Below are 16,951 nucleotides of genomic sequence, written 5' to 3' on the forward strand. Positions count from 1 at the left end.
GTCCCCGCGCTCAGAAAGAGCGCGCACTATAGCCAAATCCGGTTGGCTGGCAATGCGGTACAGGGCGTTCAGGCGATGATATCGGGCGTCAGGCGGTCTTCGATCAGGCGGATGATGTCTTTCAGGCGCAGTTTCTCTTTTTTCAGGCGCCGCAAGGTCAGTTGATCGGCCGTTCCCTTGTCATGCAATGCCTGAATCGCCTCATCCAGATCGCGGTGCTGTCGGCGGAAGACCTCAAGCTCAACACGCAATACTTCATCTGTTTTCATCGAAAGATCGGTAGGCGCGTTCATTGGCGACTCGAGTTGGTTGTGGTGCTTGGCCAACAAGATAGTGTGTCAGACGTTATCGCGCCAGACCTTGTGGACATCCTGGTTTCTTCCCATATTCTATTGCAGGCGGTTGCCAGAACGGGGCCGCACACCACGTCGCTTTTACAAAGAAGGACGAAAATACGTGTCGAAACTTACTCTTGGCTCATACCCGCATCTTTTGGGGTTCGAGCAGTTGGAACGCCTTCTGGAACGGTCTGCAAAGGCCGGAAATGAGGGATACCCGCCCTATAACATCGAACAGACCTCGGATTTTTCCTATCGCATCACTCTTGCGGTGGCCGGGTTTGCCGAAGAGGATCTGTCAATCACGATCGAGGATCGCCAGTTGGTGATCCGGGGCCGTCAGCGCGACGACAGCGAGGGGCGCATCTTCCTGCATCGCGGCATTGCGGCGCGTCAGTTCCAGCGCATGTTCGTGCTGGCCGATGGCGTCGAAGTGGGCGAGGCGATCATGGAAAACGGTCTGCTGCATGTGGATCTGACCCGCGCCGTGCCGGAAACTGTGGTTCAGACGATCAACATACGGAAGGGGTAAGAGCAATGAATACACCGATTGAAATCAACGCCCAAGGCAACCGTATTGTCTATGTCAAAACGGTTGAAGTATCTGAATTGCCTCGGGAAGTTCGTGAACAGGCCGGCGATCTGGATCAGCTTTACGCCGTCCACGATTCCGACGGGCAGCAACTGGCGCTGGTCGCCGACCGCAAGCTGGCCTTCGTGCTGGCGCGCGAACATGACCTGTCTCCGGTGGCCGTTCACTAGGCGGCCTGAAACTCTGCTGAAAAGACGTGACATTTTCTGCCTATGCAGTGATCGTGCCACAAATGCTAAAGCAGGAGTGGCATTATGGGCTGGTTTGACTTTGACTGGGTGGACGCCTTCAGTGATCGCGCCTTTGGTGGCAACGGATGTGCCGTCGTCCATGAAGGTGCGCGCCTGACGCAAGAGGTCTGCATGGCCTATGTGCGCGAAACCTCTCTGGTCGAATGCACCTTTACCGGGCCGTCCGACGTGGCCGACATCCGCGTCCGCTACTTTCTGGCCAGCCGCGAAATTCCCTTTGCGGGGCATCCGACTATCGCCACCGTCGCGGCGATGCGATCCCGCGGAATGATCTCGCGCGATCGTCTGACGCTGGAAACCGGTGCCGGCCTGGTGTCGATCCGTTTGCAGGGGGATCAGATCGAAATGACTCAGGTCGCACCGCAATTCGGTACGCGCGTCCCAGCGGAACTGGTGGCGGAAGCGGTCAGCCTGCCACCGGAAGCCATCATTTCTCCGCCTCAAATGGTTTCAACCGGCTTACCGTTCTGCATCACCGTTCTGCGGGATCATGCGGCCTTGCGGGCCGCTCAACTGGTTGAAGGCCCGTTGCGCAAAGTGGCTGAAACTGCGGGGTATTCCGGCTCGGACATGGCCGAGCCGTTTCTTGTCACGCTGCAAGGGGCAACCGATGAGGGGGATACGTTTTCACGCCTTCTCTTAGCACCGCCCAGCCCGCCCGAAGATCCGTTTACCGGGTCTGCCACCGGTGCGATGGCCGCCTATTTGTGGAAACATGGCTTGATGCAAAAGGAAAGCTTCATCGCCCAGCAGGGTCACGATATGGGCCGCCCCGGGAAAGCCATCGTCACGCGTGTCGGCCCGTCTGATGCGATGACGGGCATCAAGGTTTCTGGTCAGGGGCATATCCTGATGCGCGGGCAGGTCGACCTTCCGGAAATGCCGATAAACTAGGCGGGAGCCGACCAAGGGCTGACCCGCGAAACCCTGGCCGGATGCCACGGGCTACATCCAGGCCAACCGCAGAATCGGGGCCGTACTTGGTTCGATCCCGTGTCGTTTACACAACCTGTCCAGATATGACCCTGAAACCGGCAGCCCGGCCATCCGGTTGGCCATCAGTTTCTTCTGATGGCCGTAGATGTGTACCGAATGCACGGCTTCGGTTTCGATTTCGTTCGTCGCGATGCGCGGATCATGGAGCTTCCACAATTCCTCCTGGGCCAGCGGATAAAAGGTTTCGGCAGCCATGGCATGGTGGTCTTCTGCCGTCTGGCGCAGGAAATGGCCAAAGGCTTTGGGCCCCGAACTGGCCCAGGGCAGGGCTTCGATGCCCCAGCGTTCCCCTCTGGCGGTTCGTTCCCGATTGTGGCGCTGCAATCTGCGTCCACGCCAGGGTTGGGACGGGTTAGACGACATGACAAATTTCAGCATCTGTTCCAGGGTCGCCGATCTTGTGGGCAGGCGCAGCACACCAGTTGGGAAGTCACCCCGCCTGGAGCGACCGAACACGAAATCCGTCGAAAATTCAAACGCCCGTACGCAATAGGCATCCAGATCGACCCAGATCATCTCGCCTTGCCGCATCAGGTGCAGCCGGAAAATATCCGAGAAGACGGCAACGCCCTGTCTGTCTTCGGCCTTGACCACAAAAGGCGGGGGCCAGAAAACGTCGCTGGCAGGGCGGGTTTCGACGCCTGCCGGAATGCCTTTTACCTCTTGCGCGACATACAGGACGAAGCGGTGGCCATGATCCAGAAAGGACTGAAGGCAGAGTTGCTCCAACCAACTCAGATCGGATCCAAACCAGAAACTGGCAATGGTCGGAGACCTGTTCGTCATCTCAGTTTCACACCCGCCTTGAGGTCCTGAAAACCATCAGGACCAGCGGCAATTGTCAATCGAAGACCAAAAAAAGGAACGGCCCCCGGAATGACCGGAGGCCGCCAAACAAAGTCTGATGAGACCGTTATCCGTTTGCTGCGATCAGGCCCATGCTTTCCAGTTTCAGCAGCACCTGATGGGCGCAGTTGTCGACCTCGACATTTTCGGTTTCGACGCGCAGCTCGGGGTTTTCCGGAACATCGTAAGGGTCCGAGATGCCCGTGAACTCCTTGATCTTGCCCTCGCGCGCAAGCTTGTACAGACCCTTGCGATCGCGGCGTTCGCATTCCTCGATGCTGGTGGCCACATGCACCTCGCAGAAGGCTCCGAACTGTTCGATCTCTTCCCGCACGGCACGGCGTGTGGTGGCATAGGGCGCAATCGGGGCGCAGATGGCGATGCCGCCGTTCTTGGTGATCTCGGACGCCACATATCCGATGCGACGGATGTTCAGGTCGCGGTGTTCCTTCGAGAAGCCCAGTTCCGAGCTGAGATTCTTGCGAACGATGTCGCCATCCAGCAGCGTCACCGGGCGGTCGCCCATCTCCATCAGCTTGACCATCAGCGCGTTTGCGATGGTCGACTTGCCCGAGCCCGAAAAGCCAGTGAAGAAGACGGTGAAACCCTGCTTGGAGCGCGGCGGGAAGCGGCGGCGCAGTTCCTCAACCACCTCGGGAAACGAGAACCACTCGGGGATTTCCAGCCCTTCACGCAGGCGGCGGCGCAGTTCGGTGCCCGAGATGTTCAGGATCGTGACGTTGTCCTTGTCGAGAATCTCATCATTCGGTTCGTACTGGGCGCGTTCCTGCACATAGACCATGTGCTTGAAGTCCACCATTTCAACGCCGATTTCGTCCTGAAACTGTCGGAACAGATCCTGCGCGTCATAGGGGCCGTAGAAATCCTCACCTTTGCTGTTCTTGCCGGGGCCCGCGTGGTCGCGGCCAACGATGAAGTGGGTGCAGCCGTGGTTGGCGCGGATCAGGCCGTGCCAGACGGCCTCGCGAGGGCCAGCCATGCGCATGGCCAGGTTCAACAAGCTCATAGAGGTGGTCGAAGCGGGGTATTTATCCAGCACCGCCTCGTAACAGCGCACGCGGGTAAAATGATCGACGTCGCCCGGTTTGGTCATGCCCACGACCGGGTGGATCAGCAGGTTGGCCTGTGCCTCTTTGGCGGCGCGGAAGGTCAGCTCCTGATGTGCGCGGTGCAGCGGGTTGCGGGTCTGGAAGGCCACGATGCGGCGCCAGCCCAGCTTGCGGAAATAGGCGCGCAATTCATTCGGCGTGTCGCGGCGCCCACGAAAATCGTAATGTACGGGTTGTTGGATTCCGACCACCGGTCCGCCCAGATAGACCTTGCCGGCCACGTTGTGCAGATAGTTCACTGCCGGGTGGGCATCGTCATCGGCACCAAAGACCTTCTCTGCCTCGCGTGACTTGTCCGGAGTCCAGCGGTCGGTCACGGTCATGGTGCCCAAGATTACGCCTTCCTGATCACGCAGCGCGATATCCTGCCCAAGTTCGATCTGATCCGCGAAGTCTTCGCTGACATCCAATGTGATGGGCATTGGCCAAAGCGTTCCATCGGCCAGGCGCATATTCTCGACCACATTGTCGTAATCCGCTTCGCTCAGAAATCCCTTGAGCGGGTTGAACCCGCCATTCATCAGAAGTTCCAGGTCGCAGATCTGACGCGGGCTCAGATCCCAGCTGGTCAGGTCGGCCGCTTCCACCTTCAGCTTCTGCGCCGAATCGTATGACACATACAGTTCGGGGATCGGGGCCAGATTGCTTAACATCGTCATTGGAATTCTCTTGTCGCAGTGTTGATTTGCCAGTGGATATCAGGCGGTTTCGAGGCGTTTGCACCGACTGACAGGCGAAGTCCACAGGCGGGAATGTAACAAAGGAGGATATGCGCCGAATATTTTTGAATTGGAAGGAATTTCTAATTCACGGGTCAAATCGATGATCTGATCCTTGCGATCAGAGGTTATTGGTTCATGCAGAGAATTTCTGTTCCTGTTTTGTGGCGTTCTGCTCAAGTGTGGACGCACGGGTGACGGGCAGGGCGGGAATCGGTTCAGACACGCCGCGCAGCTGGAACAATCTGATATCGTTCTGGGGCACAACGACACCTGCGGCCTTCAGCAACTCTTCCGAAACCAGCAGTTCGACCTTCAGCGCCTTGGTTTCGCTTTCCAGACGGCTGGCGACATTGACGGCGTCGCCGATTATGGTTTTCGACGCATGGCCCGCGGCGCCGATCTCACCCACCACCAGATCCCCAAGATGCAGACCCATCCCGATGCGAATGCCGGGGCTGCCTTCGGCCTCGAGCTGTGCGTTGAATTCATCAAGGGCGTGACTGATGTCGATGGCGGCTTGCAATCCGGCACGGGCGGACGCCGCCGCTTTCGGCTTTTCAAAAACGGCAAGCAGCCCGTCTCCCATGTATTTGTCCACGACACCGCCTTCCTTGGTGATGGCAGGTACGACCGCATCGAAAAACCGGTTCAGCAGGAACACGATGTCATAAGGCAATTGGCCGGTCGTGCGCGCGGTAAAGCTGCGCATGTCCAGAAACAAAACAGCCAACTGACGTTCCTGACCCTGGCTGGCATGTCCGCGTATGCGCCCGCCATCTGGCCTGAAAACCCGAAAAACGGTGGTGGGTTCCGTTGGGCGTATCTGGCAGGCCAGTCGCGTCTGCGGCGAGGCGCCCACAGCGGCAAGGCTGCGTGCTTCGACGTCGCCGGGCGGTGGCAGGGCGTCGCTGCCATCCTCTACGATGACCCGGCATGTGGTGCAGCGCCCCTTTCCACCGCACAAGGCGGCGTGCGGCACGCCGTTCACCTGCGAAATCTCAAGCAACGTCATGCCTTTTTCCGCGACCACCTCGGGCCCTTTAGCGTAATTCACGCGCACCGAATGCCTGCGCCGCCACAGTTTGCGCCCGATGTAAACCAGACCCGTCGCCCCCAGAGCCAGCCAGAAGATCAAAAGGCCATAATCTTTTACACTGAACAGGGTCTGGAAGGTTTCGGGCGATGGCCAATTGTAGTGCTCGATATATTGCTCGCGCAGGAATTCATCAGCAAAGTCGGCCCATATGCGTCGACCTTCGGTCAGCAATCCGGCCAACGCGAATAATGGCACGAAAACCGCAACGCCGATCAGATAGGGCACGACCCGCGACCACCACCGGGTCAGCCGCAACCACATATGCAAACCGATGCAGCCGTGTATCCAAACGATCAGCAACAAGGCGCTTTGCATCCATACGGCGATACTGGGCCACATCAAAATGATGATATATCCCATCTCGTCATTGACGTCATAGATCTCGTGCGCGACCCGCGTCTGCACGATGTGCGAGATCAGTTGCAGCGGAATCAGCAAGCCCAGAACGACCTGCAACGCCGTGCTGAAGGGCATGCGCAGGGTTCTGCGTTGCGCGATCGATGTCAGGGCCAGACCTGTATGCGTGAACAGGGCAGCATAGAAAAGCACGCTCATGACATCGTGGCGGGTGACGGCCTTTCGACCGTCCTGCATCCCGTGCAGGTAATCCGTGTGAAACAGGCCCAAGCCAATATTTATGAAGTGAAAGAACGCGAACACAAACAACACAAGACCACTGACGATCCTAAGTCGGGTTGACCACCCGCCGCGCCAAAGAGCGTTGTTCAAATGTTCACCTGTTTTTCGCTTTTCCCTCGGCAATCCTGATACGCCGCCGGCTGGGGGTCAAGGGATTGGCGGTCGGCATCGGCTGCCGTTCAGTGATTGCAGCGCAGCGTATGCTGTGCAGTGCCCCCTTAAACCCCGGGGGCACTGTACTGAAAGGGCTGGCGGCCTTCGGATCTGAATTACCGGGGCAGGCCGGCAAAATTCAGAATTCGCGTTATTCGTTTTCCGCCAGGAACCGTTCGGCATCCAGTGCCGCCATGCAGCCCATACCGGCGCTTGTGACCGCCTGACGATAGACGTGATCGGTCAGATCGCCCGCTGCGAACACGCCCGGAACCGAGGTTTCCGTGCTGCCCGGTTTGGTGACGACGTAGCCACCCATATGCGTTTCAAGCGTGTCCTTGACCAGCTCGTTCGCGGGCGCGTGGCCGATGGCAACAAACACGCCTTTACAGGGGATTTCAGTGATCTCTCCGGTTTTGACATGTTTGACGCGAACGCCCTCGACGCCCAGCGGCGCGTCGGTGCCGATCACTTCTTCCAACTCGTGGAACCACAGTGGCTCGATTTTGTCGTTCTTCATCAGCCGGTCTTGCAGGATCTTTTCCGCGCGCAGCTCATCGCGGCGATGGATCAGTGTCACCTTGCTGGCGAAATTGGTCAGGAACAAGGCCTCTTCCACGGCGGTGTTGCCGCCACCGATCACCACGATTTCCTGTCCGCGATAGAAGAACCCGTCGCAAGTGGCGCAGGCTGAAACGCCAAAGCCCTTGAACTTCTCTTCCGACGGCAGGCCCAACCACTTGGCGCGCGCGCCGGTCGCCAGAATGACGGCGTCCGCCGTATAGGTGGAGCCGCTGTCGCCCTTGGCGGTGAAGGGGCGCTGGCTGAGGTCCAGATCGTTGATGATGTCGCCGATCACTTCGCAACCCATGGCCTTGGCATGATCCTGCATCCGGACCATCAGGTCCGGGCCCTGTACCTCGGTGTCGCCGGGCCAGTTCTCGACCTCGGTCGTTGTCGTCAGCTGGCCGCCGGGCTCGATACCCTGCACCAGGATGGGTTCCAGCATGGCGCGGCTTGCGTAAACGCCCGCAGTGTATCCTGCTGGCCCCGATCCGATGATCAGAACCTTGGTGTGTCGTGTGTCGGCCATGGTAACTCCGCTCGAATTGCCTGAATTGGGCTTTTGGCCCGTCGCCCCGATATAGCGACCGACAGACCCGGCTTAAAGCCCCTTACTGTTCAAGGCCGTTCAAGCCACCTTGCGCAGGGTGAGGGCGAAATGAGAGATTTGAAAACAAAGAAAATTGCGCAAGTACGAAACATTATTGCGCGCGCGTGGGGGGCTGATATAAGAACCGCAATAATCAGGAGCATTTGATGGTCACGACTCGGCTGGATGATATCGACCGCAAAATTCTGGCGGAACTACAGGCAGACGGTCGGATGACCAATGTGGAACTTGCCAAACGGGTTGGAATTTCGGCGCCGCCCTGTCTGCGCCGGGTGCGCACACTGGAAGAATCCGGCTATATCACCGGTTACCACGCCGAGGTAAACTCCCGCGAGCTGGGGTTCGAAGTGCAGGTGTTCGCCATGGTCGGTCTTGACAGTCAGGCCGAGACCGAGCTGCGCGCGTTTGAAGAACGCTGCCGCGAATGGCCGCTGGTCCGTGAATGCCACATGCTGAACGGCGAGGTGGATTTCATCCTGAAATGCGTCGCACCCGATCTCAGCAGTTTTCAGCAGTTTCTGACCGGTGAACTGCTGACCACGCCAAATGTGGCTAGCGTCAAGACATCACTTGTTATCCGCGGCGCAAAAGACGAACCAGGCGTGCCGTTCGACGTTCTGGAAGAACGAATGAACCGGACGGCGTAACCCCCAGACGTTTTGCAGGTGCGGTGTTCGGTGGCAGCATGGCAGCCACCGCCAAGGATAGAATCCAACTTAGTACCAGCTGCATGATGCCCCCCATAATGCAGTAATCGCTATCGTACTCAGGCTGTCATCGCGTCGATTTCTCCGTCCCCGGCACGCGGCATCAGCAGCGGGCCAAAATCGTTGAGCGACTCAATATGCGCAAACAGGTTCAGATAAACCGACCGCAACGAGTGGCTGATCATCCGGACCGCGTTCACACCTGGGTGATACGTTTCGAACTGTAAACCATCTACCCGAATAACGGAATGCCGTTTCAGACAAATGTGAAACAGTTCAACTGGCGTCGGCGGCATTGTTTCAATCACGCCCGTTCCATCCTGAAATTCGGACACAGGTGTCAGAATCGGGTCATTTCCATACAAATGCCGTAAATGCGTCGGTGTGCCCACGATCCGTGCTGCAGGCCCGGCGATTACACCCGACATCGGCTTTTGCATCCCGAATGTATCTGCCGTGACGCGCGTAAGCGGCCGCGTGCGGCCCCGCGAATCCGGGCGTCCGGGGATCAGAGTGACAGATCCCTTCCACAGCACGGTTTCCGACGCGCCATCCTGAGTCAGGACTGTATCCCCCGGCATCAGGTCTTCGATGGCCATGGGCCCATGTTCCGTTTCAACCAGCGATCCGCGCGTGAAGGCACAAAAGGCGTCTTCGAACATTGGCAGAGCGGGCGCGATGTGTCTGGTCTGAACCACGTTTCCGTTTTTCAACAGGCTGCTGACTTCATACCGGCGCAGCTGAGCCTTTGGTTTCGCAACCGGCCGCGGTGCTTCCCGCAGCATGGCTGTCGTTTCGATCGCATTTCTGGCCGCACGGGCCAGTGAACTAGGAATAGTCATAAATATTCCTTCCCCTCAAATTGTCCGGTCAGGCGCGGCGTATCCCCGTACAGGCCAACCTGGCGAACTGGTTCTTTGTCTTGAAACAAATGGGTGACCCTTGGGCGGCGGTCGGTCGGACCCCGCATTGCGACAAAATCTCGCTTTCCAATGGTCAACACATTGACCCCCCAGACAAACTCGTACTTCACGGGCGAAAATTGCCCGCACACACACAACTCCTGAATCCGTCTCGACCCCCTCAGATCGCGACGCACCACACATCGGGCAGGAGCAAGCCCGAAGCGCGTTCACCCAATCGAGACCGGCAGCTTGGCCTCAGGGTGTTTCTGTCTCAGCGTCGTGCCGCGATGCGGCTGGCGACCCTGACAGAATGGCTTGATACCCGCTTCCACGGCATTTCCAGCTTCTGGCTCCGCGTGGCGGCAACCATGGCTTTGAGAAAGCGAGATTTGGTTTTCATTTTCTGGTCCTGCTCTGAACGGGTTTGTTTCCCGCATCCGTTATGAACCTTTTGTGACGCACGTTTGCGGCATGGATAAGGCTTATCCGGGATGTTTTGCAGACAAGAAATTTATACTCGGTCCATCCTTCCACTCAACACGCCAGCGTCCGAAACAAGGACGTCAGAAGACCATCTGATAGCTGGCAAAACTCGTTACGATTCTGAGTCCGATAAACACAACAAATGTGGCGGAAAAGTGGCGCGACGCCTAAATCTGGGCCAAAATCACAATCTTATGACCGAGATCAGCCGCCCGTAATCGGCCTCGTTTGCATGTGTTGTGCGGCGGTAGGAATAGAACCGGTCCGGGTCGGAATATGTGCAGTGCCGGGTCCATTCCGCCTGCCCGACACCGGCCTGCCGCAATCGGTGCAAGCCAAAGGCGGGCAGGTCGAATTGCAGCCGGTCATCCTGTCCGTTTGCAAAGAACCGGGTGTTGTCTGGAGAATCGGCGATAAATGCGTCCAGAAACTCGGGGCCCACTTCGTAGGCGCGTTGCGAAATGCTGGGGCCGATGACGGCGTTGATATTCCGGCGTGTTGCGCCAAGCGCTTCCATGGCGTCCAGCGTCGCCTCCAGCACACCGTCAAGCGCGCCGCGCCAGCCCGCATGGGCTGCTCCGATCACATTGGCCGCGGGATCGGCAAACAGAACTGGCTGACAATCTGCCGTCAGAATCGTCAGCGCCAGACCGGGTGTCGCCGTCACGACCGCGTCCGCGCGCGGTTTTTCACCTTCCAGGGGCTGTTCAACCGTCAGAACTGTTGGGGAATGAACTTGATGCACGCCGATCATCGCCTCGGGCGCGACGCCCATCGCATCGGCAACCCGCCGGCGGTTCAGCGCGACAATTTCGGTTTGATCTGACGATCCATAACCGCAATTCAACCCGTCGAAGATACCAGAGGACGCCCCGCCGCGACGGGTGAAGAACCCGTGCCGAAATGGGGAAAGCAAGTCCGAAGTCAGAATTTCCAGTGTCATGGCTCTAATCCCGGCGGTGGTGCAGCATAGGCCGGATAGAGGCCCATCACCTTGAACAGATTTCCCATTTCGGCCGGATGCGTCAACCGGCGATGCGCGGCAGCCAGGGCATCCAGCTCGGAACCGCTCAGCGACCGGGACAAAGCCTGCGCCCGGGCGGTTATGCCAAGCCGTTCCAGAAACACGCCCTGCGGTGTCAGGCCTGTGTGCCGGGCTCCACAAGCGCGGGTCGCAATGGCCAGAGGCTCAAAATCCACATGTGCGGTCAGGTCGGCCTGACCGGGTGACGCCAGCGGATCGGCGGGCTCGTGGTTTTGCAGGGCTTGCAGCGTGTCGCCCAACGAATGCCAGTCGCCATAATCGACGATCAGCGCGGCACCTCCGTGGCTGGCGATCCGACCGGCAATCACGGTCAGAATGGGGATCGCTGCGGCGCACAGCTCGACCAGATCACCATCCTTGGTGTCCGAAAGCCTGTCTGCCAGCGCCACTTGCGGCCCGTTGGGGCCCCGTCCAAACAGCAATTCGCCGTCGCGCTCGCCGACCAGGCGTTCGCTCCAGCCGTCACCGTCGCGCAGGAACTGCCGGACAGGCAGCGCGTCGAAGAACTCGTTCGCCACCAGCAGCAGTGGCTGGTCCGGCAACTCTGCGACACTGTCGGCCCAGTTCGGTGTGTAATCCTTCAGGGTGTCCGCCTGCACCTGCCTCAGGGCAGGCGAGGCCTCGACCAGCACGATTCGGGCAGCATCGTGAAATCCCTGCACGGCCCGGGTGGCACGCAATATGTCACTCATCAGAGTGCCGCGCCCGGGCCCCAATTCGCACAGGGTGAATGGCGCGGGACGGCCCTGATCCATCCAGCATTGCGCAAGGCACAGCCCGATCAGTTCGCCAAACATCTGGCTGATTTCCGGTGCCGTGGTGAAATCCCCCGCAGCCCCCAACGGATCACGCGTCGTGTAATAGCCCAGCGTGGGATGCAGAAGGCATTCGGCCATGTAGTCGGCCACGCTCATCGGTCCATCCTGTCGGATGCGTGCGATCAGGTGATCGGTCAGGCTCATTTTGCCCGCCCTGCGCGAAAGACAAACCACAGGCCAAGCGCGATCATGGGCAATGACAGGATCTGGCCCATGGTCAGGCCATATCCGCCCACATGCCAGGCCAATCCCAGCGGATTGCCGGGCGACACGAACTGCGCATCCGGCTGGCGGAAGAATTCAACAATAAAGCGTGATGCGCCGTAACCGGCCAGAAACGTGCCCATGATCAGGCCGGGTTTCTGAAAGGCCCCCCGGCGATAGACCAGCCACAGCAACAACGCTCCCAGCAACACGCCTTCCAGCACCGCTTCGTACAGCTGCGAGGGGTGCCGGGCGCACATTCCCTCAACCACACCGGGGCAGTCCTGCGCGGCAAAACCGGGAAAGATGACGGCCCAGGGCAGCTCGCTCGGGCGGCCCCACAGCTCGGCATTGACGAAATTGGCCAGCCGCCCCAACAGCAGACCCGGCGGAACAGTGTAGGCGACCAGATCACCCAGCGACAGGGCGGGGATCTGATGGCGGCGGGCAAACAGGTACGAGGCCAGGATCACGCCCAGCAGACCACCATGAAACGCCATGCCGCCTTGCCAGACCTTCACGATCTCAAGCGGATGCGACAGGTAATAGCCGGGTTGGTAAAACAGCACGAAACCCAGCCGCCCGCCCAGGATCACGCCCAGAATGATCCAGGTGACCAGATCCTCCAGTTGGTTTGGTTTCATCGGCGGGCCGTCCGCAGGCCACAGGGCAGGGCGGCGCAACGCCACGACCGCCAGCCGCCACGCAATCAGGATGCCCGCGATATAGGCCAGCGCATACCACCTCAACGCGAACTCCATCCCGAACAGCGAGATCGAGAACAATTCGGGCGACAGATCGGGAAAATTCAGAACAGCCTGCATGTGCGTCTCATTGCCCGGGGTTTGCAGGGCAAGTCAACCTTGAGCCTGCGGCATTCTTTCCCCATATAGAGATCAACCGCGATACCGGAGTAGTGATATGCAAACCCGCAACAAGATACTGGACGACATGTCCCAGCTGATGACCAACGCCATGGGTGTCGCGCAGGGCGCGCGGGAAGAGGCCGAGAACGCGATGAAGTCGATGATCGACCGCTGGCTGGCCGACCGCGATTTCGTCACCCGCGAAGAATTCGACGCCGTCCGCGCCATGGCACAGAAAGCGCGCGAAGAAAACGCCGCACTCGAAGCCCGCATTGCCGCGCTCGAGGCGAAACTGGACAAGTAACGCCCCGGGCGTTCCCTGTTTTCACAATTTTGGACAAACTACGACGCCGCGCAATCCAGCCGGGATTGTGCGGCGTCGTGCATTTTGAACCATCGCGGGATTAAATCAAGACAAAGCTGACCCGACATCCAATATTTTGATCCCCGTTGCCTTCTGTCCACAACTTATTGCTGTTATCCCCAACAAATAGGGTTGCCAGAACCTGCGCCACATCGCACCATATTTAGTACAGGCCTATGGGGGAAGCCCGGTTTGTAGAGCAGGCAACTAGCGCTGGGGCGCTGCCAGCCCCAAATGCTAGAGATTAGTGAGGTGGCATTATGGCCCTTTCCGAGCAGTATCTCGAAGAAGACATTCATCCGATCGACATTGTTGAACATCTGGCCGAACATCACGACTGGGATTTTGACCGCATTGGGGATGATCAGATCGCCATGGCTGTCGAGGGCCAGTGGCGGACGTATTCGATTACCCTCGCCTGGTCCAACTATGACGAAACGTTGCGGATGGTGTGTTCGTTCGAAATGGAACCACCGGCCGAGCGGGAAATGCAGCTCTATGAGCTGCTCAACAAGATGAATGATCAGTGCTGGGCGGGTGCCTTTACCTATTGGGCGAACCAGAAGCTGATGGTGTACCGGTACGGGTTGGTCCTTGCCGGAGGGCAGACAGCCAGCGCCGAACAGATCGATACGATGATCACCGCTGCCGTCATGAGCGCGGAACGGTACTATCCGGCGATTCAACTGGTCACCTGGGGCAATCGAGAGCCAGAAGAAGCCATGCAAGTGGCCATTGCAGAGGCCTACGGCCGGGCGTAAAGCTTTGCCCCGAACCGACATGTAACGCGGGAGGGGCAAATGGACATGACGTGTGTGGCCGAACAGGGGCTTGTGCTTCTGGGGTGCGGAAAGATGGGGTCCGCAATGCTGGCGGGATGGCTGGAACACGGCCTTCCGCCAGCGTCCGTTTGGGTGATTGATCCGCACCCGTCCGACTGGCTGAAGGCGCAGGGCGTCAATATCAACACACCTTTGCCCGAAGCCCCTGCCGTGGTGTTGGTCGCGGTCAAGCCGCAGATGATAGGCGAGGCCTTGCCCGCCATTCAGGCGCTGGGCGGTGGCAGCACGCTGTTTGTTTCGGTCGCGGCGGGCACCTCGATTGACACGTTCGAATCCGTTCTGGGCAGCGATACGCCGATCATTCGCGCCATGCCCAACACCCCCGCTGCCATCCGTCGGGGCATCACCGCGCTGATCGGCAACAGCCACGCCTCGGCCGAGGATCTGGCTCTGGCCGAAAATCTGCTGTCGGCGGTAGGTGAGACGGTTCGTCTTGAAGACGAGACGCAGATGGATGCGGTCACCGGCCTCAGCGGATCCGGTCCTGCCTATGTGTTCCATCTGATTGAAACACTTGCCAAAGCAGGCGAGGCGCAGGGCCTGCCGCACGACCTTGCGATGAAACTGGCCAAATCGACGGTGGCCGGGGCCGGCGCACTGGCGATGGCCGCTGACGAGGATCCGTCTCAACTGCGGATCAATGTAACGTCGCCGAACGGCACGACCCAGGCCGCGCTTGAGGTGCTGATGCATGAAGAACGCGGCTTCCCTGACTTGCTGCACCGCGCCGTCAAGGCCGCAACCGACCGATCCAAGGAGCTGTCACGTGAATGAGATTTCTTTCGACGATTTTCTCAAGGTTGATATCCGCGTGGGCGAGGTGATCCGCGCCGAACCCTATCCCGAAGCCCGCAAACCTGCGATCAAGATGTGGATCGACTTTGGTGATGAGATCGGCGAGCGCAAGACGTCGGCGCAGATCACCGCGCACTATGATCCATCGACTCTGGTGGGCAAACAGGTCATGGCCGTGGTCAATTTCCCCCCTCGTCAGATCGGCAGGTTCATGTCCGAAGTTCTGGTGCTGGGTCTGCCCGATGAAAACGGCGAGATTGTTCTGATCGGTCCCGACGGCCGAGTTCCGACAGGCGGGCGGATGCATTGATGAAACTGCTGATCACACGCCCGATGACGCCGGCAGTCGAGGCCCGCGCCCGCGCCGCGTTTGACGTGAAAATTCGAGACAAACCGGCGCCCATGTCGCGGCAGGAAATGCTGTCGGCGCTGACGGATTTCGACGTGGTCGTGCCCACGCTGGGTGATCAGTTTTCGGCTCGGATATTTGCGGATGCAGGCGCGCCTCGGTGCAAGCTTCTGGCCAATTTCGGCGTCGGCTACAATCACATCGATGTCGAGGCCGCGCGCGCAGCGTCGGTCGAGGTGACCAACACGCCCGGCGCAGTCACCGACGCCACGGCGGATATCGCCATGACCCTGCTGTTGAGCACGGCCCGACGCGCGGGCGAAGGCGAACGGCTGGTCCGCGCGGGCCAATGGCAAGGTTGGCATCCCACGCAGATGCTGGGCCATCATGTAACGGGCAAACGCGTCGGTATCGTCGGAATGGGCCGTATCGGGCAGGCCATCGCGCGCCGGTGCCGTTTCGGTTTCGAAATGCAGGTGGCCTATCAATCCCGCAGCGCCAAGCAACTGGACTTTCCGGCCGAGTTCACACCTGACCTTGAAGCCCTTGCCGCCTCGGTCGATTTCCTTGTGCTCGCCGTTCCCGGCGGTGCCGAAACCCGACACCTGATCGACGCGCAGGTTCTTCAGGCGATGAAACCTTCGGCCATTCTGGTCAATATCGCGCGGGGCGAGGTCGTGGACGAAGCGGCCCTGATCGCGGCGCTGCAATCGGGTCAGATTGCCGGGGCCGGGCTGGATGTCTACGAGTTTGAACCCAAAGTGCCCCGGGCCCTTTCTGAAATGGACAACGTCACCCTGCTGCCCCATCTGGGCACGGCCACCGAAGAGGTACGCAGCAGCATGGGGCACATGGCACTGGATAACGTGGCGGCCTTTGCGGCGGGCGAGGCGTTGCCCAACCCGGTCTAGTCGCCCACCGCCTCGCGCCAGTGTTTGCGGCAAAGCGAAACATAGGTCTCGTTGCCACCGATCTGCACCTGGGCGCCTTCGGTTATGGCGTTGCCGTTTTCGTCTTGACGTATCACCATCGTGGCCTTGCGTCCGCATTTGCAGATGGTGCGGACCTCGCGCATCTCATCAGCCAGGGCCAGCAGCGCGGCTGATCCGGGAAACAGCTTTCCCTGAAAATCCACCCGCAGCCCGTAGGCCAGTACCGGTACGTCCAAATCGTCGACGGCCCGGGCCAGCTGCCAGACCTGAGCTTCGGACAGGAACTGGGCCTCATCGATGAACACGCAGGTTACCGGACCGTCGTCCAGGCGGTTTCGGATCATCGCGAAGACATCGTCGCCGGGCGTGAAGGTATCGGCCTCCTCCGAGATACCGATGCGCGATGCGATCCGTCCGGCACCCGCCCTTCCGTCAATGGCCGCGGTCATCAGGTATGTCTGCATCCCACGCTCGCGGTAGTTGTGCGAGGCTTGCAGCAACACAGTCGATTTCCCCGCGTTCATGGTTGAATAGTTGAAATACAGCTTTGCCATGACGCGGGTCTAAAACGCTTGGGGAAAAGGAACAAGATATCAATCGTTTTGATGGAGCGACGTCGCCGTTGCGTTCGCAGAGGCCGAGCTACGCTCTAGGGGATGGAACCCCCACATCTGCAACAGCGACGCCGTCGGCCAACATGTGGC

20 protein-coding genes are annotated in these 16,951 nt (G+C 59.4%); 9 read left to right on the forward strand and 11 right to left on the reverse strand.

All coding sequences use genetic code 11. The features are described 5' to 3' along the window. Window positions 1-68: 68 nt before the first annotated feature. Entirely contained in the window at window positions 69-293 is a 225-nt protein-coding gene (locus ACR0A2_RS06960; protein ID WP_152458986.1) for a YdcH family protein, read from the reverse strand. 163 nt (window positions 294-456) lie between these two features. Here ACR0A2_RS06960 and ACR0A2_RS06965 point away from each other — a divergent pair, with 163 nt between their 5' ends. The 3 genes from ACR0A2_RS06965 to ACR0A2_RS06975 all read left to right on the forward strand — a co-directional run bounded on the left by ACR0A2_RS06965 (window position 457) and on the right by ACR0A2_RS06975 (window position 2,075). Next, a complete protein-coding gene (locus ACR0A2_RS06965) occupies window positions 457-870 on the forward strand; it encodes an Hsp20 family protein (RefSeq protein ID WP_058275530.1) in 414 nt (137 codons plus the stop codon). A gap of 5 nt (window positions 871-875) precedes the next feature. Continuing rightward, complete coding sequence (locus tag ACR0A2_RS06970) at window positions 876-1,100, forward strand: DUF1150 family protein (protein ID WP_171168916.1); 225 nt, start codon at window positions 876-878, stop codon at window positions 1,098-1,100. Between the two features lie 84 nt (window positions 1,101-1,184). Further along, window positions 1,185-2,075: a PhzF family phenazine biosynthesis protein gene (locus ACR0A2_RS06975; RefSeq protein ID WP_171228995.1), complete on the forward strand. Its 891-nt coding sequence runs from the start codon at window positions 1,185-1,187 to the stop codon at window positions 2,073-2,075. 51 nt (window positions 2,076-2,126) lie between these two features. On the opposite strand, the gene ACR0A2_RS06980 is transcribed toward ACR0A2_RS06975, so the two are convergent. From ACR0A2_RS06980 to trxB, 4 genes are all read right to left on the reverse strand, one after another. Then, entirely contained in the window at window positions 2,127-2,963 is an 837-nt protein-coding gene (locus tag ACR0A2_RS06980) for a hypothetical protein (protein WP_480834565.1), read from the reverse strand. A gap of 127 nt (window positions 2,964-3,090) precedes the next feature. Beyond that, entirely contained in the window at window positions 3,091-4,812 is a 1,722-nt protein-coding gene (locus tag ACR0A2_RS06985) for a bifunctional sulfate adenylyltransferase/adenylylsulfate kinase (protein ID WP_152458982.1), read from the reverse strand. Between the two features lie 196 nt (window positions 4,813-5,008). After that, the gene (locus ACR0A2_RS06990) at window positions 5,009-6,700 is read right to left on the reverse strand and encodes an adenylate/guanylate cyclase domain-containing protein (RefSeq protein WP_480834566.1); all 1,692 of its coding nucleotides are present in this window, start codon (window positions 6,698-6,700) and stop codon (window positions 5,009-5,011) included. Between the two features lie 214 nt (window positions 6,701-6,914). After that, window positions 6,915-7,856: a thioredoxin-disulfide reductase gene (gene trxB / locus ACR0A2_RS06995; RefSeq protein WP_480834567.1), complete on the reverse strand. Its 942-nt coding sequence runs from the start codon at window positions 7,854-7,856 to the stop codon at window positions 6,915-6,917. Window positions 7,857-8,083: 227 nt separating this feature from the next. On the opposite strand from trxB, the gene ACR0A2_RS07000 reads away from it, so the two are divergent. Then, window positions 8,084-8,584 carry an Lrp/AsnC family transcriptional regulator gene (locus tag ACR0A2_RS07000; protein ID WP_152458979.1) on the forward strand — a complete coding sequence of 167 codons (501 nt, stop codon included), beginning with the start codon at window positions 8,084-8,086 and terminating at the stop codon, window positions 8,582-8,584. A 119-nt stretch (window positions 8,585-8,703) separates the two neighbouring features. Here the strand turns inward: ACR0A2_RS07000 and ACR0A2_RS07005 are convergent, their stop codons facing one another. The 5 genes from ACR0A2_RS07005 to lgt all read right to left on the reverse strand — a co-directional run bounded on the left by ACR0A2_RS07005 (window position 8,704) and on the right by lgt (window position 12,923). Beyond that, the gene (locus ACR0A2_RS07005) at window positions 8,704-9,486 is read right to left on the reverse strand and encodes a Hint domain-containing protein (protein WP_171168906.1); all 783 of its coding nucleotides are present in this window, start codon (window positions 9,484-9,486) and stop codon (window positions 8,704-8,706) included. 334 nt (window positions 9,487-9,820) lie between these two features. Continuing rightward, window positions 9,821-9,949, reverse strand: a complete 129-nt coding sequence (locus ACR0A2_RS07010) for a hypothetical protein (protein WP_256367481.1) — start codon at window positions 9,947-9,949, stop codon at window positions 9,821-9,823. Between the two features lie 267 nt (window positions 9,950-10,216). Continuing rightward, window positions 10,217-10,975 carry a peptidoglycan editing factor PgeF gene (pgeF, locus tag ACR0A2_RS07015; protein WP_480446054.1) on the reverse strand — a complete coding sequence of 253 codons (759 nt, stop codon included), beginning with the start codon at window positions 10,973-10,975 and terminating at the stop codon, window positions 10,217-10,219. Beyond that, entirely contained in the window at window positions 10,972-12,039 is a 1,068-nt protein-coding gene (locus ACR0A2_RS07020) for a class I SAM-dependent methyltransferase (protein ID WP_480834568.1), read from the reverse strand. Before ACR0A2_RS07020 ends, pgeF begins: the two co-directional genes overlap by 4 nt. Further along, a complete protein-coding gene (gene lgt / locus ACR0A2_RS07025) occupies window positions 12,036-12,923 on the reverse strand; it encodes a prolipoprotein diacylglyceryl transferase (RefSeq protein WP_480834569.1) in 888 nt (295 codons plus the stop codon). The genes ACR0A2_RS07020 and lgt overlap by 4 nt, the downstream gene beginning before the upstream one ends. A gap of 97 nt (window positions 12,924-13,020) precedes the next feature. Between lgt and ACR0A2_RS07030 the strand changes: the two genes are divergently transcribed. The 5 genes from ACR0A2_RS07030 (at window position 13,021) to ACR0A2_RS07050 (ending at window position 16,226) form a co-directional block, all read left to right on the forward strand. Next, complete coding sequence (locus ACR0A2_RS07030) at window positions 13,021-13,269, forward strand: accessory factor UbiK family protein (RefSeq protein ID WP_152458974.1); 249 nt, start codon at window positions 13,021-13,023, stop codon at window positions 13,267-13,269. A 320-nt stretch (window positions 13,270-13,589) separates the two neighbouring features. Then, on the forward strand, window positions 13,590-14,090 hold the full coding sequence (locus ACR0A2_RS07035; protein ID WP_152458973.1) for a type III secretion system chaperone family protein: 501 nt from the start codon (window positions 13,590-13,592) through the stop codon (window positions 14,088-14,090). Window positions 14,091-14,129: 39 nt separating this feature from the next. After that, window positions 14,130-14,945 (forward strand): pyrroline-5-carboxylate reductase, encoded by an 816-nt coding sequence (gene proC, locus ACR0A2_RS07040; protein ID WP_480834570.1) that lies wholly within the window; start codon window positions 14,130-14,132, stop codon window positions 14,943-14,945. Next, window positions 14,938-15,276 (forward strand): tRNA-binding protein, encoded by a 339-nt coding sequence (locus tag ACR0A2_RS07045; RefSeq protein ID WP_480446049.1) that lies wholly within the window; start codon window positions 14,938-14,940, stop codon window positions 15,274-15,276. The genes proC and ACR0A2_RS07045 overlap by 8 nt, the downstream gene beginning before the upstream one ends. Then, window positions 15,276-16,226 carry a 2-hydroxyacid dehydrogenase gene (locus tag ACR0A2_RS07050; RefSeq protein ID WP_480834571.1) on the forward strand — a complete coding sequence of 317 codons (951 nt, stop codon included), beginning with the start codon at window positions 15,276-15,278 and terminating at the stop codon, window positions 16,224-16,226. The genes ACR0A2_RS07045 and ACR0A2_RS07050 overlap by 1 nt, the downstream gene beginning before the upstream one ends. Here ACR0A2_RS07050 and ACR0A2_RS07055 read toward each other — a convergent pair. After that, window positions 16,223-16,801: a thymidine kinase gene (locus tag ACR0A2_RS07055; protein ID WP_152458970.1), complete on the reverse strand. Its 579-nt coding sequence runs from the start codon at window positions 16,799-16,801 to the stop codon at window positions 16,223-16,225. The two genes, ACR0A2_RS07050 and ACR0A2_RS07055, sit on opposite strands and share 4 nt — an antisense overlap. Window positions 16,802-16,951: the final 150 nt, after the last annotated feature.

Source organism: Ruegeria sp. H8 (assembly GCF_056532905.1).